The organism is Leptospira fluminis, from assembly GCF_004771275.1.
GTDB classification, from domain to species: domain Bacteria; phylum Spirochaetota; class Leptospiria; order Leptospirales; family Leptospiraceae; genus Leptospira_B; species Leptospira_B fluminis.
In genome coordinates this window covers 328158-348097 of record NZ_RQEV01000011.1, presented here as the reverse complement: position 1 = coordinate 348097, position 19940 = coordinate 328158, and the positions used below count along the sequence as shown (strand labels likewise).

Annotated in this window: 20 protein-coding genes; 14 read left to right on the top strand and 6 right to left on the bottom strand. The window is 46.1% G+C overall.

The genetic code is table 11. From position 1 onward, the window contains the following. Window positions 1-37: 37 nt before the first annotated feature. On the top strand, window positions 38-1432 hold the full coding sequence (gene fumC, locus EHO61_RS11800) for a class II fumarate hydratase (RefSeq protein ID WP_135813775.1): 1395 nt from the start codon (window positions 38-40) through the stop codon (window positions 1430-1432). An 88-nt stretch (window positions 1433-1520) separates the two neighbouring features. Here fumC and loa22 read toward each other — a convergent pair whose 3' ends face one another. Further along, on the bottom strand, window positions 1521-2177 hold the full coding sequence (gene loa22, locus EHO61_RS11795) for an OmpA family outer membrane lipoprotein Loa22 (RefSeq protein WP_135813774.1): 657 nt from the start codon (window positions 2175-2177) through the stop codon (window positions 1521-1523). A gap of 146 nt (window positions 2178-2323) precedes the next feature. Here loa22 and EHO61_RS11790 point away from each other — a divergent pair, with 146 nt between their 5' ends. The 4 genes from EHO61_RS11790 (at window position 2324) to EHO61_RS11775 (ending at window position 5092) form a co-directional block, all read left to right on the top strand. Then, window positions 2324-3262, top strand: coding sequence for an RluA family pseudouridine synthase (locus EHO61_RS11790; protein WP_135813773.1), 939 nt, complete (start codon window positions 2324-2326; stop codon window positions 3260-3262). A 48-nt stretch (window positions 3263-3310) separates the two neighbouring features. Beyond that, a complete protein-coding gene (locus EHO61_RS11785; RefSeq protein WP_135813772.1) occupies window positions 3311-3649 on the top strand; it encodes a YkvA family protein in 339 nt (112 codons plus the stop codon). 78 nt (window positions 3650-3727) lie between these two features. Then, window positions 3728-4546, top strand: a complete 819-nt coding sequence (locus tag EHO61_RS11780; RefSeq protein WP_135813771.1) for an inositol monophosphatase family protein — start codon at window positions 3728-3730, stop codon at window positions 4544-4546. Window positions 4547-4654: 108 nt separating this feature from the next. Then, window positions 4655-5092 (top strand): MarR family winged helix-turn-helix transcriptional regulator, encoded by a 438-nt coding sequence (locus EHO61_RS11775; protein WP_135813770.1) that lies wholly within the window; start codon window positions 4655-4657, stop codon window positions 5090-5092. A 20-nt stretch (window positions 5093-5112) separates the two neighbouring features. Here EHO61_RS11775 and EHO61_RS11770 read toward each other — a convergent pair whose 3' ends face one another. Genes EHO61_RS11770 through EHO61_RS11755 form a run of 4 tightly spaced genes read right to left on the bottom strand, consistent with a single transcriptional unit; the run spans window position 5113 to window position 9581 of the window. After that, window positions 5113-6420 (bottom strand): glycosyltransferase family 4 protein, encoded by a 1308-nt coding sequence (locus EHO61_RS11770; protein WP_135813769.1) that lies wholly within the window; start codon window positions 6418-6420, stop codon window positions 5113-5115. Next, window positions 6404-7471: a glycosyltransferase family 4 protein gene (locus EHO61_RS11765; RefSeq protein ID WP_135813768.1), complete on the bottom strand. Its 1068-nt coding sequence runs from the start codon at window positions 7469-7471 to the stop codon at window positions 6404-6406. Before EHO61_RS11765 ends, EHO61_RS11770 begins: the two co-directional genes overlap by 17 nt. Window positions 7472-7473: 2 nt before the next feature. Continuing rightward, window positions 7474-8580 carry a glycosyltransferase family 4 protein gene (locus EHO61_RS11760; RefSeq protein WP_135813767.1) on the bottom strand — a complete coding sequence of 369 codons (1107 nt, stop codon included), beginning with the start codon at window positions 8578-8580 and terminating at the stop codon, window positions 7474-7476. Beyond that, on the bottom strand, window positions 8577-9581 hold the full coding sequence (locus EHO61_RS11755) for an LIC_10202 family protein (protein ID WP_135813766.1): 1005 nt from the start codon (window positions 9579-9581) through the stop codon (window positions 8577-8579). Before EHO61_RS11755 ends, EHO61_RS11760 begins: the two co-directional genes overlap by 4 nt. An 86-nt stretch (window positions 9582-9667) precedes the next feature. On the opposite strand from EHO61_RS11755, the gene EHO61_RS11750 reads away from it, so the two are divergent. After that, window positions 9668-10630 (top strand): NAD-dependent epimerase/dehydratase family protein, encoded by a 963-nt coding sequence (locus EHO61_RS11750; RefSeq protein ID WP_135813765.1) that lies wholly within the window; start codon window positions 9668-9670, stop codon window positions 10628-10630. On the opposite strand, the gene EHO61_RS11745 is transcribed toward EHO61_RS11750, so the two are convergent. Further along, the gene (locus EHO61_RS11745) at window positions 10627-11352 is read right to left on the bottom strand and encodes a SanA/YdcF family protein (protein ID WP_135813764.1); all 726 of its coding nucleotides are present in this window, start codon (window positions 11350-11352) and stop codon (window positions 10627-10629) included. The genes EHO61_RS11750 and EHO61_RS11745 overlap by 4 nt on opposite strands. Before the next feature lie 151 nt (window positions 11353-11503). Here EHO61_RS11745 and EHO61_RS11740 point away from each other — a divergent pair, with 151 nt between their 5' ends. The 8 genes from EHO61_RS11740 to EHO61_RS11705 all read left to right on the top strand — a co-directional run bounded on the left by EHO61_RS11740 (window position 11504) and on the right by EHO61_RS11705 (window position 19937). Continuing rightward, window positions 11504-12112: a Spy/CpxP family protein refolding chaperone gene (locus EHO61_RS11740; RefSeq protein WP_246032108.1), complete on the top strand. Its 609-nt coding sequence runs from the start codon at window positions 11504-11506 to the stop codon at window positions 12110-12112. A gap of 11 nt (window positions 12113-12123) precedes the next feature. Further along, window positions 12124-12636, top strand: coding sequence for an RNA polymerase sigma factor (locus tag EHO61_RS11735; RefSeq protein WP_135766979.1), 513 nt, complete (start codon window positions 12124-12126; stop codon window positions 12634-12636). A 26-nt stretch (window positions 12637-12662) separates the two neighbouring features. After that, complete coding sequence (locus EHO61_RS11730) at window positions 12663-13043, top strand: hypothetical protein (RefSeq protein WP_135813763.1); 381 nt, start codon at window positions 12663-12665, stop codon at window positions 13041-13043. A gap of 134 nt (window positions 13044-13177) precedes the next feature. Next, complete coding sequence (locus EHO61_RS11725) at window positions 13178-14536, top strand: cytochrome P450 (RefSeq protein WP_135813821.1); 1359 nt, start codon at window positions 13178-13180, stop codon at window positions 14534-14536. A gap of 46 nt (window positions 14537-14582) precedes the next feature. Further along, window positions 14583-15560 (top strand): peptidoglycan DD-metalloendopeptidase family protein, encoded by a 978-nt coding sequence (locus EHO61_RS11720; RefSeq protein WP_135813762.1) that lies wholly within the window; start codon window positions 14583-14585, stop codon window positions 15558-15560. A gap of 16 nt (window positions 15561-15576) precedes the next feature. Continuing rightward, the gene (ligA, locus tag EHO61_RS11715; protein ID WP_135813761.1) at window positions 15577-17694 is read left to right on the top strand and encodes an NAD-dependent DNA ligase LigA; all 2118 of its coding nucleotides are present in this window, start codon (window positions 15577-15579) and stop codon (window positions 17692-17694) included. Between the two features lie 2 nt (window positions 17695-17696). Next, window positions 17697-17882, top strand: coding sequence for a cysteine-rich CWC family protein (locus tag EHO61_RS17450; protein WP_135813760.1), 186 nt, complete (start codon window positions 17697-17699; stop codon window positions 17880-17882). Window positions 17883-18044: 162 nt separating this feature from the next. Further along, window positions 18045-19937 carry an AMP-dependent synthetase/ligase gene (locus EHO61_RS11705; protein ID WP_135813759.1) on the top strand — a complete coding sequence of 631 codons (1893 nt, stop codon included), beginning with the start codon at window positions 18045-18047 and terminating at the stop codon, window positions 19935-19937. Window positions 19938-19940 lie beyond the last annotated feature (3 nt).

Here is a 19940-nt window from a genome sequence, read left to right as displayed (position 1 = left end):
GCCTAACAATCCTAACTTATATGACTCTGGAGGATCCATGAAAACTAGGATCGAAACCGACTCTATGGGAGAGATCGAAGTAGACGACTCTAAATATTGGGGCGCTCAAACGGAACGGTCATTGCATCATTTTCATATCGGTAACGACCGATTCCCGAGAGAAATGATCCGTGCCCTAGGAATATTGAAAAAATCCGCCGCCATAGTAAATGCGGAGCTCGGCCTTTTATCTGAAGAAAAAAGGAAATTGATCGTTCAAGCCGCAGATGAAGTCATTTCGGGCAAACTGGACGAGCATTTTCCTTTAAGCGTATGGCAGACCGGTTCGGGAACCCAGACGAATATGAACACCAACGAGGTTATTTCCAATCGTGCGATCGAACTCGCCGGAGGAACGAAGGGCTCCAAGAAGCCGATCCATCCCAACGACGATGTAAACAAGGCTCAATCCTCGAACGACACGTTTCCGACAGCGATGCATATCGCTGCGGCGGAGCAATTGGTTAAAAAACTGATTCCCGCTTTGGAACAATTCAGGGATACTCTTCGTAAAAAAACGGGAGAATTCAAGGATATTATTAAAATCGGAAGAACCCACCTGCAGGATGCGACTCCTCTCACGTTAGGGCAGGAGTTTTCCGGTTATGTCAAGCAGTTGGATTATAATATCGAGAGGGTTAAGGCTTGTCTTCCTTCCGTTTATAGGCTCGCATTGGGCGGCACCGCGGTCGGAACAGGATTGAACACCCATCCGGAATTCGCATTACGTGCCGCTTCCCAGATCTCGAAAGAAACCGGTCTTCCTTTCGTTTCGGCGGAAAACAAATTCGAAGCTCTCGCGGCTCACGATTCGCTGGTCGAAACTCACGGAGTTCTAAAGACCGTGGCAGCATCGTTTATGAAAATCGCGAACGATATCCGTTGGCTTTCTTCGGGACCTCGTTGCGGAATCGGCGAGATTTCCATACCAGAAAACGAACCCGGATCCTCCATCATGCCCGGTAAGGTGAACCCGACTCAATCCGAACAAATGACTATGGTCGCTGCGCAGGTCATCGCGAACGACGTCGCAGTCAACATAGGAGGCGCTTCCGGAAATTTCGAACTAAACGTGTTTAAGCCTTTGATCATCCATAACGTATTGAATTCGATCCGCATTCTTTCGGATTCCGCCGTTTCTTTCGAAGAGCATTGCGCTAGGGGAATCGTGGCCAATAAGGAGAAAATTGCAGAGCATCTTCGAAACAGCTTAATGCTGGTGACGGCTTTAAACCCGCATATCGGATATGATAACGCGGCGAAAATCGCCAAAAATGCTCACAAGAAAGGCACAAGCCTAAAAGAATCCGGTATAGAGCTAGGTTTATTGACGAGCGACCAGTTCGACCAATGGGTGTTGCCGGAAAAAATGATTTCCCCGGGGTTAGATTAAGGGGAAGGCGGTACAAAAAAACGGGGCTTTTGTGTCCCCGTTTTTTGAAAGAGAGACATCCTGTCCTCTTTGTCTTTCTTACAGCGTCTTATTGCTGTTGCGGCGGGTTGCTGCTCGGTTGTTGCTGTTGCGCTTCCGGTTGTGCGGGCGGTGCAGAAGCGGTTCCTGCCACAAAGCTGAAAGTGACTCTGCGGTTTTTAGGATCTTTTGCCTCTAAGCCGGAAACTGGGGAAGAAGAACCGGCGCTTTTCGTAACGATTCTATTTGCAGGAATTCCTTGTTTTACCAGGGCTTGTTTGACCGCTTTAGCACGGATATCCCCGTAGAAAACGTTTCCTTTTTTATCGCCTTCTGCTTCTTCCGGGCCGACTTGATCGGTATGACCGGTGATTTGTAGAACCCAGGAATCCGGAAGTTTTCCGAGAGCGTCCTTCAGAACGGCAACGTTTGCTTTGGACCATTCGCTAAAATCGCCTGCACTTACGTCTGCTTTTTTGTAGCTGAATCCCGGACGAGTAATTCCATCTGGATAACGGAAATCTTTGATCTTATCGTTAAATGTATTCGCGATTCCTTCCGGAGAGCCCAGATCTATGCTACGTGATGAGGCTGCAGAGCTATCATTCGCATTGGTTTGTGCCTGCGGTTCGGGCGCCGGCTGCTCTTTCGTTTCCGACGAAGCGCAGAAAGAAAGTGAAAAAGCCGTTGCACCGACTAACAGGAAGTTAAGAATTTTTTTAGCCATGTTATATCCGTCCTTTGATGGAAGAGGGTAAGTTTACGGTGAATTTATCCAAAATATACGAATTCTAAGAAAATGGGAAATCTTTTTTACCAATTAACCGAGATCGGAATTCATGATATTCGGCGACAGTCAAAGGAGTAGGATCGATGAATATGGAATTGCGTTCCGAAGTGGACCCGGAATGGGAAGGTGCTCGAATCGATAAATTCCTGAAGGAAACTTTAGGAGATGAAATTTCCCGTGCATCCGTTCAGCACTGGATCGATTCCGGTTGGGTAAAAGACGCTTCAGGAAAGAAAATAGATAAGGCCTCCTACAAAGTTAGACCCGGAGAAACTTTCGAAATTTCCGTTCCACCCAAACCTCCCCTAAATTTGGAACCCATCCAGATGAATCTGGAAGTTCTGAAAGAGACTCCGGAGTATATGATTATTCGCAAACCCGCCGGAATCGCATCCCATAGCGGCCCGGGAGATCGATCAGCGACATTGGTGAACGGCCTTCTATATAAATTTAAGGAGCTTTCCCGGATCGGTGGGGAGGCAAGACCTGGAATCGTCCACCGTTTGGATAAGCCTACCGAAGGATTGATGTTGGTCGCTAAGAACGACACGGCTCATGCAAGACTTTCCGAGTTGTTTCGGACGCGAAAAATCACGAAAAAATATCTGGCTTGGACGCAAGGCTCTTTGCCGGACGGCGAAGGCACCGTGGATTTACCTATAGGAAGACATCCTACGGAAAGATTGAAAATGACGGTCACTTCGAAAGGTCGTCCTTCCTTAACTCATTATAAGGTCCTGAAAACGGTCGTCTCCAAAAACGGTCGAAAATTTTCTTTAGTCGAGGCCCTTCTCGAGACCGGAAGGACTCACCAGATACGGGTTCATATGCAAAGTCTTAGAGCCCCCGTAGTAGGGGATTTGCTCTATTCCAAAAACGCGCAGATCTTTCAGTCTTTCGGGCTCCTTCTTTTGTCCTATCATCTGGAATTCGTGGATCCGTTTTCCAAGGAGGAGGTGTCGGTAATTTTGCCCGTTCCGGAACGATTTCTTAGATTCGAGAAAAGCACGGATAATTTCTGAGAAATTTACTTGGAAGGCTTTCCGACCCGACATACACTTAAGGCGACGATGGAAGAAGATAAGATCGAATCGGTAAAAAAAGGGTTTTGGGAAAAAGTCAAGAAGGTCGCCGGAAAAGTCCCTTTTTTGCCGGATGCCATCGCCTTATATTTCGCAATGCTAGATCCGGACACTCCGCTTAAGGCGAAACTTACCATTGCCGGAGCGTTGACCTATTTTTTAACGCCTTGGGACGTGATTCCCGACGTTTTTCTCGGGGCAGGCTATCTAGATGATGCGGCGGTAATCGCGGCAGTGATTCAAGCTGCGACGATTTTTATCAAGGAAGAACATAGAAACAAAGCAAAGGAATTCCTAGGCTCCGCTTCTAAAGAACAAAAAATTTAAAGAAAGCGAACCGAGGTATCTTCCTTTACGAAATACCGTCTTCCGACAGGTTAAACCAAAACCTGAAAACCGAACCGCATGAGCTACGAAAACGACATCAAAATCAGATACCAACATTTCCTGAATTTCGTTCCTACGGTGATGGAATTCCTAGTCAGAACTCATGAAGAGGAAGATTTGTCGATTTCCTACAAGGGGAACATCGAATCCGATCTGGTGACCAAAGCGGACAAAGGATCGGAAAATCTGATCGTTAACGAAATTCGTCGTGTTTTTCCGGAAGACCATATTTTAGGGGAAGAAGGTTCCGTTTACGAAGGACGGACTAGGTTTAAATGGATTATCGATCCTTTGGACGGTACGGTGAATTATTCCCATCGGATTCCTTTTTACTGCGTGTGCATCGGTTTGGAGGATGTGGAAACCAGGAATGCGGTTATGGGAATCGTTCCTTTGCCGGCACTCGGAATAGTGTACCACGCCATGTCCGGCGGAGGCGCTTTTCGCGATCAAGTTTCCATCTCGGTTTCAAAAACGAAAGAGTTGAAAAACGCGCTTCTTTGCACCGGATTTCCTTACGACAAGGGTGATCGGATAGACAGATTGATCTTTAATCTTAAGAACTTTCTTCTCCGATCCAGAGGGATAAGAAGAACAGGATCCGCAGGATTGGATCTATGCTGGGTTGCGGACGGTAAGTTCGATGCGTTTTGGGAAGAAGACCTCAAGCCTTGGGATATGACCGCCGCCGCCGCAATCCTACAAGAAGCCGGCGGTAAATTGAGTACGTTCGATAATAACGATTTTCATCCTTACGTGTCCAATATTATCGCTTCGAACGGAAAGTTACACGAAAAAATGGTCGAAACTTTGGAAGAATATCTGAACCGACTTTGAACGGTTCCCTCTCCGGAAAAAGAAGGCTCCTCGGAAAAATGTGGAAAGGATTCTTAAGTTTCCCAGGTCTGATATTTAACCGGGTTAATTATTAATCGGATAAATGGAATGGCACGAGTAAAAGTCGATACTCTTCAGGAATTGTCGGAACGATTCCGGACATTCTCCAGGGATCTGAAAAAGGAATTCGGCAATTTGATTTCCCGCGAAGGGTACACCATGAACGAATTCATCGTTCTTCGAAGTCTTTATCCGAACGAGAGATTAAGATCGGCCGATTTAGCCAAAGAACTCGACGTCAGCCCCGCGTACATTACGGTATTGATAGAAAAACTAAGGGCGAAAGGTTTATTGGACTCCATTCGGAACGAGGATGATAGAAGGGCCTGGGACCTAGGCCTCACTTCGAACGGCAAAAGAATCTTTCAGAAGCTGGATTCGAAATTCACCAATTGTGTCCGGGAAAGGTTTCAGACTTTGAGCGGTCCGGAAATCGAATCTATGAACAAATTGATGATTCGTTTAATGGAAAAGAAAGAGTCCTAATTCCGGTCTACGGTAGGAATTTACTCCGAATAACGTCTGCGAATCGTACGTTCCACGATACCGATCAGTTTCTTTTCCACGGTTTCCGGGTTGAAATTCAGCTCCACGTATCTGCGTCCGCTATTGCCCATCGCTTCTCTTTCCTTCGGATGCGAGACTAAATATTCCGTCGTTGCAATGAAACTTTCCCGGTCCACGTAGTAAAGTCCTCCGTTGCTGCGGATGCAGTGCCCGCGCAGCACATCGGATCGGCCGTTCACTAAGACCGGCGTTCTTCGGATCCAGGCTTCCATCAGGATAATGGAAAAACTCTCCATGGGGGACGGGTTGATCAGGAGATCCGCTTCCGCTATATGGCGAGCTTTTTCCGATTCCTCTAAAAATCCCAACGCCAGAACGAAAGGGTTTTTCGTCAGCTTATGCATCAATTTCATATCGCCTTTTCCGGCGAGTAAAAGACGATCCTTTCTTCCCGATCTAGATTGCCACTCTCCGAAAAAGTCCACGAGTTCGGATACGCCTTTTCCTTCGTCTATCCTTCCGACATATAGGAAATCGCATGGGCTTTCCTCCGTCTTAGTAGGCTTGCGGGCCGTGGAGTTCTGGTCCGGAATTTCGAGATACATGCCGATCACCGCTTCTATCGAAGGTGAAAACCCGTATATGTTTTCGAATAAGTTTCGTTCCTCGGGAGTGTTGAAACTGTAGGCGGAATCGTCTTTGAACAAATTTTTATAAATCGATAATTTAGCCGGGGGCTCGTCGTGTAGAGTGGGTATAACGAGGGACTTTTTCGCGACTAGAGGCAATCCGTGGACCATCGGATAATATAGGTAGGATACGAAAATGAAGAGGTCGTAGTCCCTTTCATTCGTTTCTATATATTGGATCAAATCGGGACAATAAGGTCCTTGCATATCGATCCAAGTCCATTCTCGATCTTCTTGAGAAGTGAATGTCCCCGTCAGGAAGGAGGAATAAGCACGTTCTTTCAGTACTTTATCGGAGAATTTATTGAATTTACGAATGTTCCGTTCCTTATCCACCGAAAAACGCAGGATTCGAATGCGGTTTTCGGAATCGGCAGGCAACCATTCGGAGGAGATTTTTTTTTCGGTATCCGGGCCGAGCTGTACCGGGGTGAGTTCTTTGATGGGGATCTGGTTTTTCCAAGTAATATAGTCCAAAGTCCGCGTGGACAATACCGTCACTTCGTAAAATTTGGAAAGCATCAAAGTATAGGAAAAAATCAATCTTTCCGAACCGCCGGAAATGCGATCGGAAAAAATGGGAGTTACTATGGCTAATCGTCTACGCGAGTTCTGCAAGGACCGGCCTCAAAATGGATTCTGGGCGAACTCTGGAAAAATTGCCGATCCGTTCTTCTTGAGTCTTCAGAACGGCACGATTTAATTCAGGGTCGTTTACGATCTTGTTAGCGAGTTCAACGAGTAGGTCCATTCGTTTTTCCTTAAATAAGACTCCCGCTCCGGAAAGAGTTTCACGGACCGCTCCGGCATCGTAGGCCATTACCGGAATTCCGTGAACCATTGCTTCCAGCAACGGAACGCAAAACCCCTCGTGCTCGCTCATGGAAATGAATAGGTCGCATTCCCTGTAAATCCTCTGTAGACTTTCGTCGGACAAAAAGTCGGTAATGATAACGTTCTGTCTCAACTTGTAAAAATCCAACATCCGTTCCAGCTCCTCTCGATAGAGGTACAATTCTTTGGAACTGAACCCGACCAGAAAAAGTTGGAAATCGGGACCGAATGTCTTGGAGTAATAATAAGCGAATCGGATCAGATCGTCCTGTTTTTTATTCGGCGTAATTCTTCCCACAAACAGAAATCTAGGTCCCCTGAACTGTAATTCATCCGTGCGGGGAGCAACGAAGTTCGGTTTGGGCGGAATTTGATACGTTATGGGTAATATTTTTACGTTTTCGTAGCCTAATTCCTCCAATTCCCTTTTATTGAAATCCGAAACCGCGAATACCGCATTGAATTCATCGCGTATCTGCGAGAGCTCTTCGCGTCCTTGCCCTAAAAGATAAGTCAGCTTCAGATCGTACTTTTCGAAATAAGAAGGAGGAGTAACGTTGTGATAAACCAGGACCTTCGGACATTTCATTCTCTGTATATACTCGAACACGGAAGAATGGATGGAATGGTGATAGAATATGATATCCTTATTTTTCGCGTGACAATATTTGTACTTCTTAACCAGCGCTCCGGTTCCCGGACCGGTATTTTCGGCAAAAATTTCGGATGAATAGCCTAGTCTTCGGAATACGGACTTCAGGGATTGCATTTCGTTCGAAATCGCGTCTCCCAAATTAAAACCCGCCGCGAATTGATGAATATTTTGTCGTGCCATTCTTAATACGCGGAGGAAGCCTTTTCTCGAATCGTCAAAAGTTGCTTAAAGAAACGTTCGAAGGGAATGGAATTATATTCTTCCACAACTTCTCTTCGCTTAATCGACGCTCCTTCTCCGGTTAAAGGTTTTCCGGAACCTTCGGTTTGGAGGATCAGATGGATCCATTCGGCCAATTTTCTCAGGCCGTTTAAGTCCTTGTTATTAAATAAAAATCCGGCACCGCGAAGAGTTTCAGGTACGGCTGTGCAGGAATATGCAAAGACCGGTAAATCTTTACTTAAGGCTTCTACCAAGGGAATTCCGAATCCTTCATGTTCGCTCATACTGACGTACGCGTCCATTTCATCCCAAAAGCGATCCATTTCTTGGTCGGTCGGTCCCATTCTGAACTGTAGGTTTTCTCCCAAACCTAGGTCCCAGGCCATTTTTTTCAGTTTAGCGAAATATTCCTCGAAGTAAGTCGGGACTGATCCGCATATTAGGATTCTATATTTACTATTGATTCGCTTTAGGAAATATACTAATAGAAGCAAATCCTCGATTTTTTTGTTAGGAATCAATCTTCCGACAAAGCCCAAAGTATGACCGTTTTTTTTCCGACGATTTCTTTCCGACCAAACGTATTTTCTGACTATCGGGAGAACTTTCGAATGAGTTATGTTCAGATCCTCCAGATTGGAGGCGCTGAATTTCGAACTCGGTAGAAAGGCCTGCACATATCGTTTCATCTTATGCAATTCTATAACGGATTTTTTAAATTCCAACGAGAAGAGTTGGAACATATCTTCTTCCAGGAAAGGTTGGAAAAAAGCCGGAGGAGTGACATTTTGAAACCTAATGAATTTTCTTCCGCGTAACGCAAGAAAATCGTCCAGCGGATATCCCGGACCTCCGTACTGGAGGATGTGGACTTGATCATTACCGGGGATGTCGGTCCAATCTATATGATAAAAATTTTGAACCGGCAGTTTTCCGGAACTTAGATCAGCCAAGCACACGATTTCCGAGGGAATTCGTATCGATTCCAGAGCGGATTGTATCCCTTTGATATCGTTTCCGATCCCGTCCTGATCGCGGAATTCGGTGATATGTTGGTATACTTTCATTTTCTAAAGCTGACTACGGCAAATCCGTCGCCGACTTTCGTCTCGGCTACGTTTTTAAATCCTAACTTGCGGAGAAATTCCCTTAAAGACGATTCTCCGATCTGAGTCAGTAAAACCGGCTGAAATGGTGAAGCGAACCGGTTGGAAAAATTGGAATACCGAAAGAGAAGCTCTGTCCCGGGCGCGGATTTTTGGGCTAAATTCCGGAACAGTTTTTCCAAGACCCAATTCGGCAAGAGACAAAGATTCGAAGGCATTACGATTTTTGAAGGAAGAGGAGGCGGAGGAAGCAACTCGTCGAAAGAAAGGTTTTCAGCGGAGTTGTAGATTTGCTCTTTTATAAATTCGTATTGGTTCGCATTCCAGGAGACGCAGCGAAATTCAATCTGTGCTTTCAGAAGATGTTTTAGGAACTTACCCCATTCCGGATTCAATACCAATACCGAATCGGCGGGAGCGATCATGGAAACGAGAAGCTTTTCACTCTCTTCCAACGTTTCCTCTTCGTACAGGAATTCGCTGGACCAGAGAAACTCGGGCTTTATTTCCCTGCGTAGGGAATAATTCAATTCAACAAATTCGTTATAAAAACGTTCGAACTTCCGCTTCAGTTTTTCATGATCCCCTCTTAGGAGAATCAGTTCGTTTAATACGCTGTAAAATGCGCGGGTTCTATTCTCTGCGAGTTTCTTGTCCAAAAACGCGTAGAACTCCACCATGCTGATGAAGATCCAGCGCAAAGGTCCGCGAATGAATCGAAACTTAGGATTCGTAAATTTCGGAGGAGCGATCCCTTTCTCGAAAAGATGGGCTGTTTCCGCGGCATCGAACTCTCGATACCCCTCCGGGGATTCGGGAGAAAACTTCCAACGGGAGAGTTTTTCCAATTCCTCTTTAGTAACAGGACGCCTGGCTAGACGGGATTCGATTTCTTCCATCAGCTCCCGAACGTTCACAGCAGCGTCTTTAATTTCGATGATGTCTGGGGATCGTTCTTCCATAAGGCCCGGGACTTTTATTCGATTGTTTTTTTCTCTGTGGACAAAACAATCGTATTTTTGTTCGGTTTTTGCCGATCTTTCGTTCCATGAAATGTCTGGTAACCGGTGCAGAAGGATTTGTAGGGACATATCTTGTCCGCGAGCTCCTGAAACGGCCCGGATGCGAGGTTCTGGGTTTAGGCCTTCGGGAGCAAACTAAGACTTCGTCCTTTGCTTTTCGCGCCTGCGACCTTCGGGATTCCGCGAACCTTGCTAGAGTTTTGGACGATTTTGCCCCTGATGTCGTTTTTCACCTGGCGGGCCAGGCCTTCGTTCCAAAAGCGATCGAAGATCCGATCGAGACGCTGGAGATTAACGTCGGCGGTACTCTGAATTTACTCGAATCGCTTGCAAAATCCGGACGTAAGATTCGGTTTTTGTACGTCTCCTCCGCGGACGTGTATGGGAATTTAAAGCCGGAAAATCTTCCGGTTTCAGAGAGAGCGGTTCCTATTCCTCTCAATCCGTATTCTTCCTCAAAAGTCGCAGCCGAAACCTATTGCCTGCAATATTCTAGAAGTAGCGAATCCCTCGAAACCGTAGTCGCGAGACCCTTCAATCATATCGGGATAGGCCAGAATCCGAAATTCGTCGTTCCGAATTTCTGTAGGCAGATTTTAGAAGTGCAATCTTTGTCTCGGTCGGTCAAAGGTTCGCCGAAAAAAATCATGGTCGGGGATCTGAATCCGACTCGGGATTTTTTGCATGTTCAAGACGTGATTTCCGCATACGTTCTTTTGTCGGAAAAGGGAAAGTCGGGGGAAATCTATAATATCTGTTCCGGAACCGAGACTAAGATTTCCCAGATTCTGAATTGGTTGATCGAGTTTACCGGAGAAGCAATCCTTCCCGAAGTCGATCCGAGTCGGATTCGTCCCGCAGAGATGCTTCGTTCCAGGGGAGATAATTCCAAGTTGAGAGATTTGGGTTGGGAGCCTAAGATTTCCGTCAAAGATGCGGTTCGGGAAATCTACGAACACATGCGCTACAACGATTTTTCCTTGTCTTAAAGTACCGAACCTTTCCAAGTTTTGATGCCGCTTCCTTCTATCGGGTAAGGATTTCCGAGATATTTCGGCGCCGTATTTGCCAAATTCATATCGACCCAAGCAAGAGTTCTCGCAAAGAATTCTCGAACTCGACTAAACGGTCCGCTGACGTAAGGTCTACGATCCGATTCGTAGGATTGGAATTCCAGCCCGATCTTTTTTGCGATAAAAGCCGCCCTGGGTTGGTGGAATTTTTGACTGACAAAGATCGCATCCTTTACTTGAAAGATTTGCTTTGCGCGAACCAAAGTATCCAAGGTCCGGAAACCCGCGTGATCCACAAAGACGTCCCTTTCATTCACTTTTCTTTCCAAAACGTAAAGGAGCATTGGTTTGACTTCGTTGTAATAGCTCGATCCGTTATCTCCGGACAAAAGGATCTTCCGTACTTTTCCCTGTTTGTATAATTCCACCGCGCAATCCAATCGATCTTTAAGTACGGGGGAAGGGGCGTTTTTATATACGGAGGCGCCCGGAACGATCGCGACAGTTGCCGGTCGTAAGGACCTGTAATTGCCGGCGTGATTCGTTCGAAGAACATATTCCCGCTCTATAGAAAGATCGATGGAAGCAGGGATTCCGAAACATAAGGCCAGGGAAAAAATGACAAAGAGTCGTTTTTGCTCCCTCTCGAACCAGGTAGAGATCGGCGGCGGAGCGTTAGAGGAAGGAGAACGGCTCATATGCGAATTGAAGTCCAATAAACGAAGTGGAAAAGAATTTTTCCGAACAAACTCCTCAAAAAGCGGAATTATGTTCTCCTACCTTCTTAAGGTCGCGTTTTTTTCAAAAATGGAGATTTTACGGTCGATCTTAGGAAACGCAGGAAGCAGCATGGGGTCTTACTTAGAGAAAATCATGGTTAGAATCGAATACAAACGGTACCTAAATGGGATGTTGGCTCTATTCGTATCCGCAAGCCTGATTTTTCCTTTCGAAGTCTTCGCGGAAGAATTCGTAAAAACCAAGTCCGTCAATTTTTCTAATTCCACTCGGACGGGCTCTATGTTCCGACAAGAAAGGGCCGCAGGGTTCGTATTCGGAGACATAGAATCTTTAAGAAACCGTTATACTCTTACCGAGCCTCAGCTCGAACAAATAGCGAGAATAAACCGTAAGTATAAGAAGGAGCATGAAAAGTGGCTCCGTTTGCTTTCTCCGCAGCAGGTCGAACTGGAACTCTTGCTGATGGACGAAAATCCCGATCTGACCAAGATTCGGATTCTTATACAATCGATCGGGAAATACACATCCGAAATACGGATGAACCAGATCGCTCATCGGCTCGCTATCGAAAGGGTGTTAACCGCAGAGCAGAGAAAGCGGGGGAAGGAAAAGGAGTCCTTGGCCCTGCCCGAAGAGCATTGGGAAGCTCCCGGGTTCCCCCTGAACTTGTTCGTTCCCGAAAGAATTGTATTGCCCCTACCGGGGTTCCTTCACTGAGGAAAAAAACCATGGAACAAAAAGAATTTGCCCTTCTTATCGATTCGACGAAGCACATCGTGCTCTCCGCAATAAAGAAAAACCTATACGAAGAGTTTTACGATTCTATAGACGACGTTGCCCAAGAAACGTATATTCGCGCTTACAAAAGTTTGGCGGCCAATAAGTTCAGGGGGGAATCTTCGCATAGTACCTGGCTATATACGATCGCGCGTAACGAATCTTTGCGGATGAACCAAAAAAGGACTCGCCAGGCAAATCTAGCCTCTAGGCTGAAAGAAAAAGTCGTCCTAGATTCCATTCTGAATCCTAAAGAGGAATTCGACGAGACCGGCGCAGAATTGGAATTAAAGGATCTGATTTCCAACCTTCCTTGGAAATATAAGTCGGTCCTTGCTTTAGTTTCGGAAGGATATAAGGAACAACAAATCGCCCAAAAACTCGGTATCCCGGAAGGAACGGTAAAATCCAGATCCTTCCGCGGAAAGCAGATGCTGAAAAAACTTTTTTTTCAAGAAAGCTAGAGAATTAGGAGCGGTTCAAAAGAGCGATGGACGAAAAAAATAAAGTTCGACTCGAAGACGAGATTGCTCGGCGTCTGGAAAGCCGAAGCTGGAACGATCAAATGTCCGGCTTGGTCTTCCAGAAAAGAAGAACGTCCAGGATCCGGTGGATTGCCGGGATTACGATGAGCGGTTTTACCGTAGTAGTAATCGCGGTTTCTTCCATTTTGGTTCGTCCTGCGGGAGAATCCAACCAAACGAATTGGCAAGTTTGGGTGGAAGAACAAATCGAAGGAACCTATGAAGACGCCGAGACAAGCATGCAAACTCCGGATTTAGGGAACGAAGAATTTCAAGACCAACAATTACCGAATTCTCGTCTTACGGATGTGGAAACGCTTATAGAAACTTCCTTCGAACAAAGATAGATTCGGCCCGGAGATTTTTATCTCATAGAAAAAGCGTGTTTGGATTCGCATCGGCCGCTATAAACTCTTAAGCTCGGATTGGTTGGGTGACAAATTCGAGAAAACGTCCGGGTTCGGACGGGGAGTTTTATCCAGTGCTTTCTTTAAAGGAAACAGGTCCGGAAAAAAGGGTGCACCTTCCTCCGGGAACTTTCGGGATTCCTGCATTACGTTATCTGCCTTTCTTAAGCCGGGATACGATCGGCTTTTTTAGGATGTTGCACGAAAAGTACGGCAAAACCGTAAGATTCGGAATCCGACAAATCGCGATCCATCTGATCACTCAACCCGAGGATATCAGACGGGTCTTGCAGGAAAACAACCAAAACTACCATAAGGGAGTCTTTTATAGAGAGCTGGGCAGAATCCTCGGAAGAGGATTATTGAACAGCGAAGGGGAATTCTGGAAAAAACAACGGAAACTTATCCAGCCTTCCTTTCATCGCCAAAGAATTTCGGAATTTGTAGAGGTGATGGCAGAAGAAACGAATCGGATGATCGACGATTGGAAATCGAGACCGTTGTTGGATGTTTCCAAGGAAATGATGCATCTGACTTTCGCGATCGTCGGAAGAACTCTCTTTAAAGCGGAAGTCACCTCTTATTCCGATCGGATCGAAGCCGCTTTGACGATCGCTTTAGAGCTGACTACCAAGAGGATCAAGAAACTATTTCCCGCACCGATTCATTGGCCTACTCCCGGAAATGTCAGATTGAAAAAAGCGATTCGGGAAATGCACTCGATCGTGGAAGAACTGATCAAGGAAAGAAAGAGTAAACCTTCCAACGATATCATATCCATGCTTTTGGATGCGAGGGATGAAGAGACAGGCGAAAGAATGAGTGAGATCCAGGTTCGGGATGAGGCGATTACGCTTCTCCTTGCGGGGCACGAAACGACCGCCAATGCTTTGTCATGGGCTTTTTATCTTTTGTCCCAACATCCGGAAGCGTACGAAAAAGTTCGTGCCGAGTCGATTCGAGTTTTGGGAGATCGAACCCCTTCTTTAGAGGACATTCAAAACCTTATCTATACGCGCAGAGTCGTGGACGAAACTCTAAGGCTTTATCCTCCCGCTTGGGTGATAGAGAGGAGGGCGATGGATTGGGATCGGCTCGGGGGATACGATGTTCCGCCGAATACGAATATCTCGATTTGCATTTTTAATCTGCACCGAAATCCGGAGTTTTGGGAAAACCCGGATTCCTTTGATCCGGATCGATTCGAGGAAGAGAAATCGAAACAACGGCCTAAAAACGCGTATATGCCTTTCGGGGGAGGCCCGAGGGTTTGTATAGGTAATGTTTTTGCCTTAACCGAAGCCGTATTGGTTTTGGCTTTGATTGCGAAATCGTTTCGATTTCGCCTGAATACTAAAAAGCCCGTAGTCATGGAGCCTTTAGTCACATTAAGACCGAAGTACGGAATCCATTTGGATCTAGTTTCCACTTGACCCGATCTTTCCTGGCCGAAATCCTTCTTACGAGGGGATTTCAGCCATGGAAAAGATGATTAAAAAACGCATCGACCAGGTTAAGGAAAAGGGTCACCAAAGATTAACCGTCCTTCTGATCCCGCACGGCTTCGATAAATCGTTTCATTTTCAAATTTCCATTTTTACGATTTTCTTTTTGGTCGGACTGCTCTTCTCCATAGTGGGTATAGCGGTTTTAGGTATAGTAAAATATAATAATACTCGTATCCAGATCAACGCTCTCGCATCCGTATACGGTAAGTATTTCGACGAATACATCGAATATAGCGAAAAGTTGGACGATATCAGGGACGATTTTACAACTTTGACCGAAAATCTTCAGGAGATACATTCTTTGGTCGATGGACAATCCGAAGAATTATTGAAACTCCCCGACGAATCCGACATCGAAAACATAGCTTTTACGGAGTTGAAATCGGAGGAGACCGCCGATAAGGATTTGATGCTGGGACGTTCCTATCTTTCCGAGATTTATGGGTATCGCTCCGTAAGAGTCTCGATGGAAAAAAATCGGAATCTTGCGGATTCCGTTTACGATTTTCTGGATTCCAGATATGGAATCATGAACGCCCTGCCATTCGGAGAACCGCTTTCTTCCTACAATCTGACTTCCTATTACGGTATGAGACGTTCCCCCACTTTCGGTTATATGGAATTCCATGACGGAGTGGACTTGGCGAATGTCCCGAACACTCCGATTTACGCAACCGGGGACGGGAGGGTGTACAGAGCGATTCATTCCCCGCGGGGTTACGGAAATCACGTAGTGATACAGCATGCGAACGGCTATTATAGCCTTTACGGACATTGCACCAGACTTTTGGTCAAGGAAGGTGATGTCGTTTATAAGGGACAACTGATCGCCACTTTGGGAGCGACCGGAAACGTGACCGGGCCCCACGTACACTACGAAGTCTGGATAGGGGAATCCAATCGTACCGATCCGATGGATTATATGAAAGTCAGTATCGGTCAATATTAATAAATTATAATTCGTTATGCCGCCAAAAAAAGCAGCCGGAGGATCCAAGAAGACTTCCGTACAAACGAAAAAGAAAGTCGAAAAGAAACCCGTACTCGCTCAGGATTCGAACGCACCGGCCTTTCTTGCCCCTCCGATCGAAAAGGCGGAAAAAGAAATACGCAGTCTGGAAAAGGAAATCAGACATCACCAGTATTTGTACTATGTAAAGAATGAGCCTAAGATTTCGGATTTCGAATTCGATAAAATGTTCCGCCGTCTTCAGGATCTGGAAAAAGCCTACCCTGAAATTATGGATCCTGCGAGCCCTACTCTTTCCGTCGGTTCGGATTTGGAAAAGGACTTCGTAAAATTCACTCACAAATTGCCGGTCCTTTCGTTGGAGAACACGTATAGCGAGGCGGAAATTCTGGATTGGATTCGAAAAACGGATCCGGAGGGATTGTATTCGGTGGAATGGAAGATAGACGGAGCTTCCATTATGTTATATTACGAAGAGGGATTGCTTGTCAACGGTGTGACTCGCGGAACCGGCGGGGTCGGGGACGACGTTACCGACAATATTCGTACGATCCGGAGCATTCCGTTGCGGTTAGAGGAGAAAGTTTCAGTATACCTTCGCGGAGAGGTTTACATGACGTATTCGGAATTCGAGGAATTCAACGAAATGTCCGAAGGGCGCTATGCGAATCCTAGAAATCTAACCTCCGGTTCTTTGAAACAGAAAAGCTCCTTGGATGTGGCAAAGCGTCCGCTTAGGATATTCACGTACGACGCATTTTTTCCCGATCGAAAACAGAAATTTAAAACCCATGCGGAAATCATGAACCGGGTGGAAGCTCTGAAATTTCCGGTGCCGCCGGATTCTAAGCTGGTTTCCGGGAGCGAAGTCGCGGCTACGATCCAGGCGTTTAAAAAGAAAAAAGAAAAGCTCGGATTTCCTACGGACGGATTGGTGATCAAGTTAAACGACTTGGCTCAAAGACAGTCTCTCGGTTATACTTCCCATTCGCCTCGGTGGGCCCGCGCCTTCAAATTCGACGCTTTGATGAAGGAAAGTAAGATCGTCGGAATAGACTATGCCGTAGGAAGGACCGGGAAAATTACCCCGCGAGCTCGGATAGAACCGATCAACCTTGCAGGTACCACCGTCACTTACGCGACCTTGCACAATCAGGATTATATAGACGAACTCGGGATCGGGATCGGCGCCGTCGTCCGGATTTCCAAACGCGGAGAAATTATTCCCGCGGTGGAGGAAGTGGTCGTTCCCGGAAAGAAAGTGTTTAAGATTCCTCAGGTCTGCCCTTCCTGCGGAACCAAAACGGAAAAGAGGGAAGACTCCGTGGATCGATTCTGTCCGAATCCGGATTGTCCGGATCGTGTAAAAAACGGAATCATATTTTTCTGTTCCCGCAAACAGATGGATATAGAAGGACTCGGAGAAAAGCAGATCGAATTTCTCTATGACAAGGAATATATCGGGAATATTGCGGATCTCTACGAACTGGAAAAGCATAAGGAAAATCTTTTAGAAGAAGAGGGCTACGGCGAAAAGAGCGTCGGCATTATTTTGAAAGGGATAGAGGAATCCAAAAAGAAGGATTTCAGATTTGTTCTATCTTCTCTAGGCCTTAGGGAAATCGGTCCGAAGGTCGCCGAACTACTGATCGAACACGGATACGAATCCATGGATTCCATTTTGGACGCGGTAAAGGGAGAAGGAAAATCGGAAACTCTCATGGAAATTCCCGGAATCGGCCCTTCTACCGTCGAAGCGATCGTGGAGAATTTTTCCGATAAAAGAATTCTTAAACTCTTAGAGCGCTTAAAGAAAGCGGGATTGAAAATGAAAGCGGACCCTGTCGCAAAGTCGGAAAAACGACCGTTTGCAGATCAGACATGGTGCGTAACGGGTTCTTTCGAGCATTTTCAACCTAGGGAAAAAGCGACGGATCTGATCGTCTATTACGGCGGAAAAAAAGTGGGTTCCATTTCTTCCAAAACGACTCATCTACTGGCAGGGCCCGGCGCAGGCTCCAAACTGGATAAGGCGAAGGAATTGGGAGTCCAAATCGTTTCCGAAGACGAATTTCTGGATTTACTAAGACAAAACGATATCGTATTCTCCTAAGTATGGCGGAGAAAAAGTGTTCCAAGTGCTTTCGTCCTTTCGGTTGTAGAGCGGACGAAGGAGGTTGCTGGTGCGACTCCGCGAATTTGAACGACTTGACCTTATCTAAACTCCGCCTTTTATTCGATGATTGCCTTTGCTCTTCCTGTCTGAGCGAATTCGAGACCGCATCCGAAGTCCCGGAATAACATTATAAACCACTTATATTTTGCGATCACCGTTAGGTAAACATTTGTTCATTTAAAGTAGTATTTATGCCGAGATTCAAAAATGAATTGAAGCGAGGCTCCCGCAAAGTAGAGTTTCCGTCCTAGGCGGTTCGGAATCACTGTCCGCCACTCAGAGGGATTTTGGAAAAGGGTCAGAAGAATTTTTATGGGATGCTGGAAAGCGCTGCGACTAGGTTCCCCGAAAAGGAAAGTTTTTTAAAGAGAACAAAATCAGGAATGAGCGGGAGGACTTTCTCCCGGATCAAATTTCTCGTAGATTGTATGATCGCCGGTTTTCTGGAGGAAGAGGTACAAAAGGACGATAAGGTACTGTACCTCTGCGATGCGAGCTGTAACTGGATACTCGGCGATTTGGCGATCGTAAGTTCGGGCGCCGTCTCCGTTCCTCGGGGGACGGACGTGGTGGAAGAGGATATTCTTTATATCGTTAACCATTCGGAAAGTAAATATGCGCTGGTTCAAAAGGAGAAAGACAAACAAAGACTACTCTCTTTAAAGGATAAACTTCCCACCCTATCGAAAGTATTCGTGTTGGAAGACGATTTCGGAGAGTTGAAATACGGCCCGGAAAGCGTAGGCGAACTGATCTCAAAAGGAGAAAAGTATCTCGCCGAACATCCTGACTGCGTCAAAAAGAGAGTCGGCGAGAAAAGTCCCGACGAATTGGCGACTTTGATCTATACCTCGGGTACGACCGGGGCTCCGAAAGGTGTCATGTTGAGTCAGACGGGTTGGATTTCCGCCGTTGAAAAGGTGATCGGATTCGTAGAGTTGAAATCGACGGATTCCGGCGTTTCGCTTTTGCCACCTTGGCATGCGTTCGAAAGGGCTATCGAATACGTCATACTCGAATTAGGAGCTAGCTTTCTAATTTCCAACATCGGTAATTTAAAAGAGGACCTGAAAGAGTTCAAGCCGACCTTATTTCCTACGGTTCCCAGAATTTGGGAATCCATATATAACGGAATTATGAATAAGGTCACCAAAGAGTCTCCGTTAAAAAGAGGGCTTTTCCATTTTTTCCTTCGGATCGGAATGATCTGGGCCGAGTATAAGGCGATCCTTTTCGGGTACGACTTCGTGATAGAAAAGCCGAATGTTCTCTTTAACGCATTGCGAAAAGCTTTTGCCTTCCTTATTTTGGTCCTAATTTCTCCGTTAAAGTTGGGCGCGATGGCCGTTTTTAGCGGAATTCATAGTGCACTCGGCGGAAGAATGCGGGTCTCTGTTTCGGCTGGGAGCGCATTACCTTCCGTCGTGGATAAATTTCTTTCCGCGATCGGATTGATCGTTTTGGAAGGATACGGGATGACAGAAACTTCCGCGGTTCTTTCGATTAGAAAACCAAAGCAACCTTCTCCCGGCACGGTCGGAACTTCGATCGCAGGTTACGAATGCGTCATCAAAGACGAATTCGGGATGACGGTGCCTCCCGGCGGCAAGGGAAATCTTTGGATCAAATCCCGTCAGATTCTTTTGGGATACTATAAACGCCCCGAATTGAATTCAGTCGTTTTCGATAAAGATGGATTCTTCGATACGGGAGACATCATGAGGTTTAATTACAGGGACGAATTGGTTTTTGCGGGAAGAGCAAAGGACACGATCGTTTTGGCCGGCGGGGAAAATGTGGAGCCTATACCCGTAGAGGACCAGCTCTTGAATTCCCCGTATATCAACCAAGTTTTAGTTACGGGACACGAGGCGAAACATCCGGTAGCATTGATCGTGCCGGATTTCGAAAAATTACGGACTGAGATTTTGGACATTCCGCCGGATACTAAGGATTGGGATAAGAATCGAGCCTTGAGAGAGATCTTTAGGAATGAGATTTCGTCGAGAATTTCCCGAAAGAACGGATTTAAGTCCTTCGAAATCATTCCGCAGAACGCCTTTTATATCCTTCCCAGGCCCTTCGATCCGGATCGGGAAATGACTAGAACTCTTAAAATAAAACGAAATGAAATATTAGAAAGTTTTAAAAAGGAAGTCGCCGAATTGACCAAGAGTTGAACG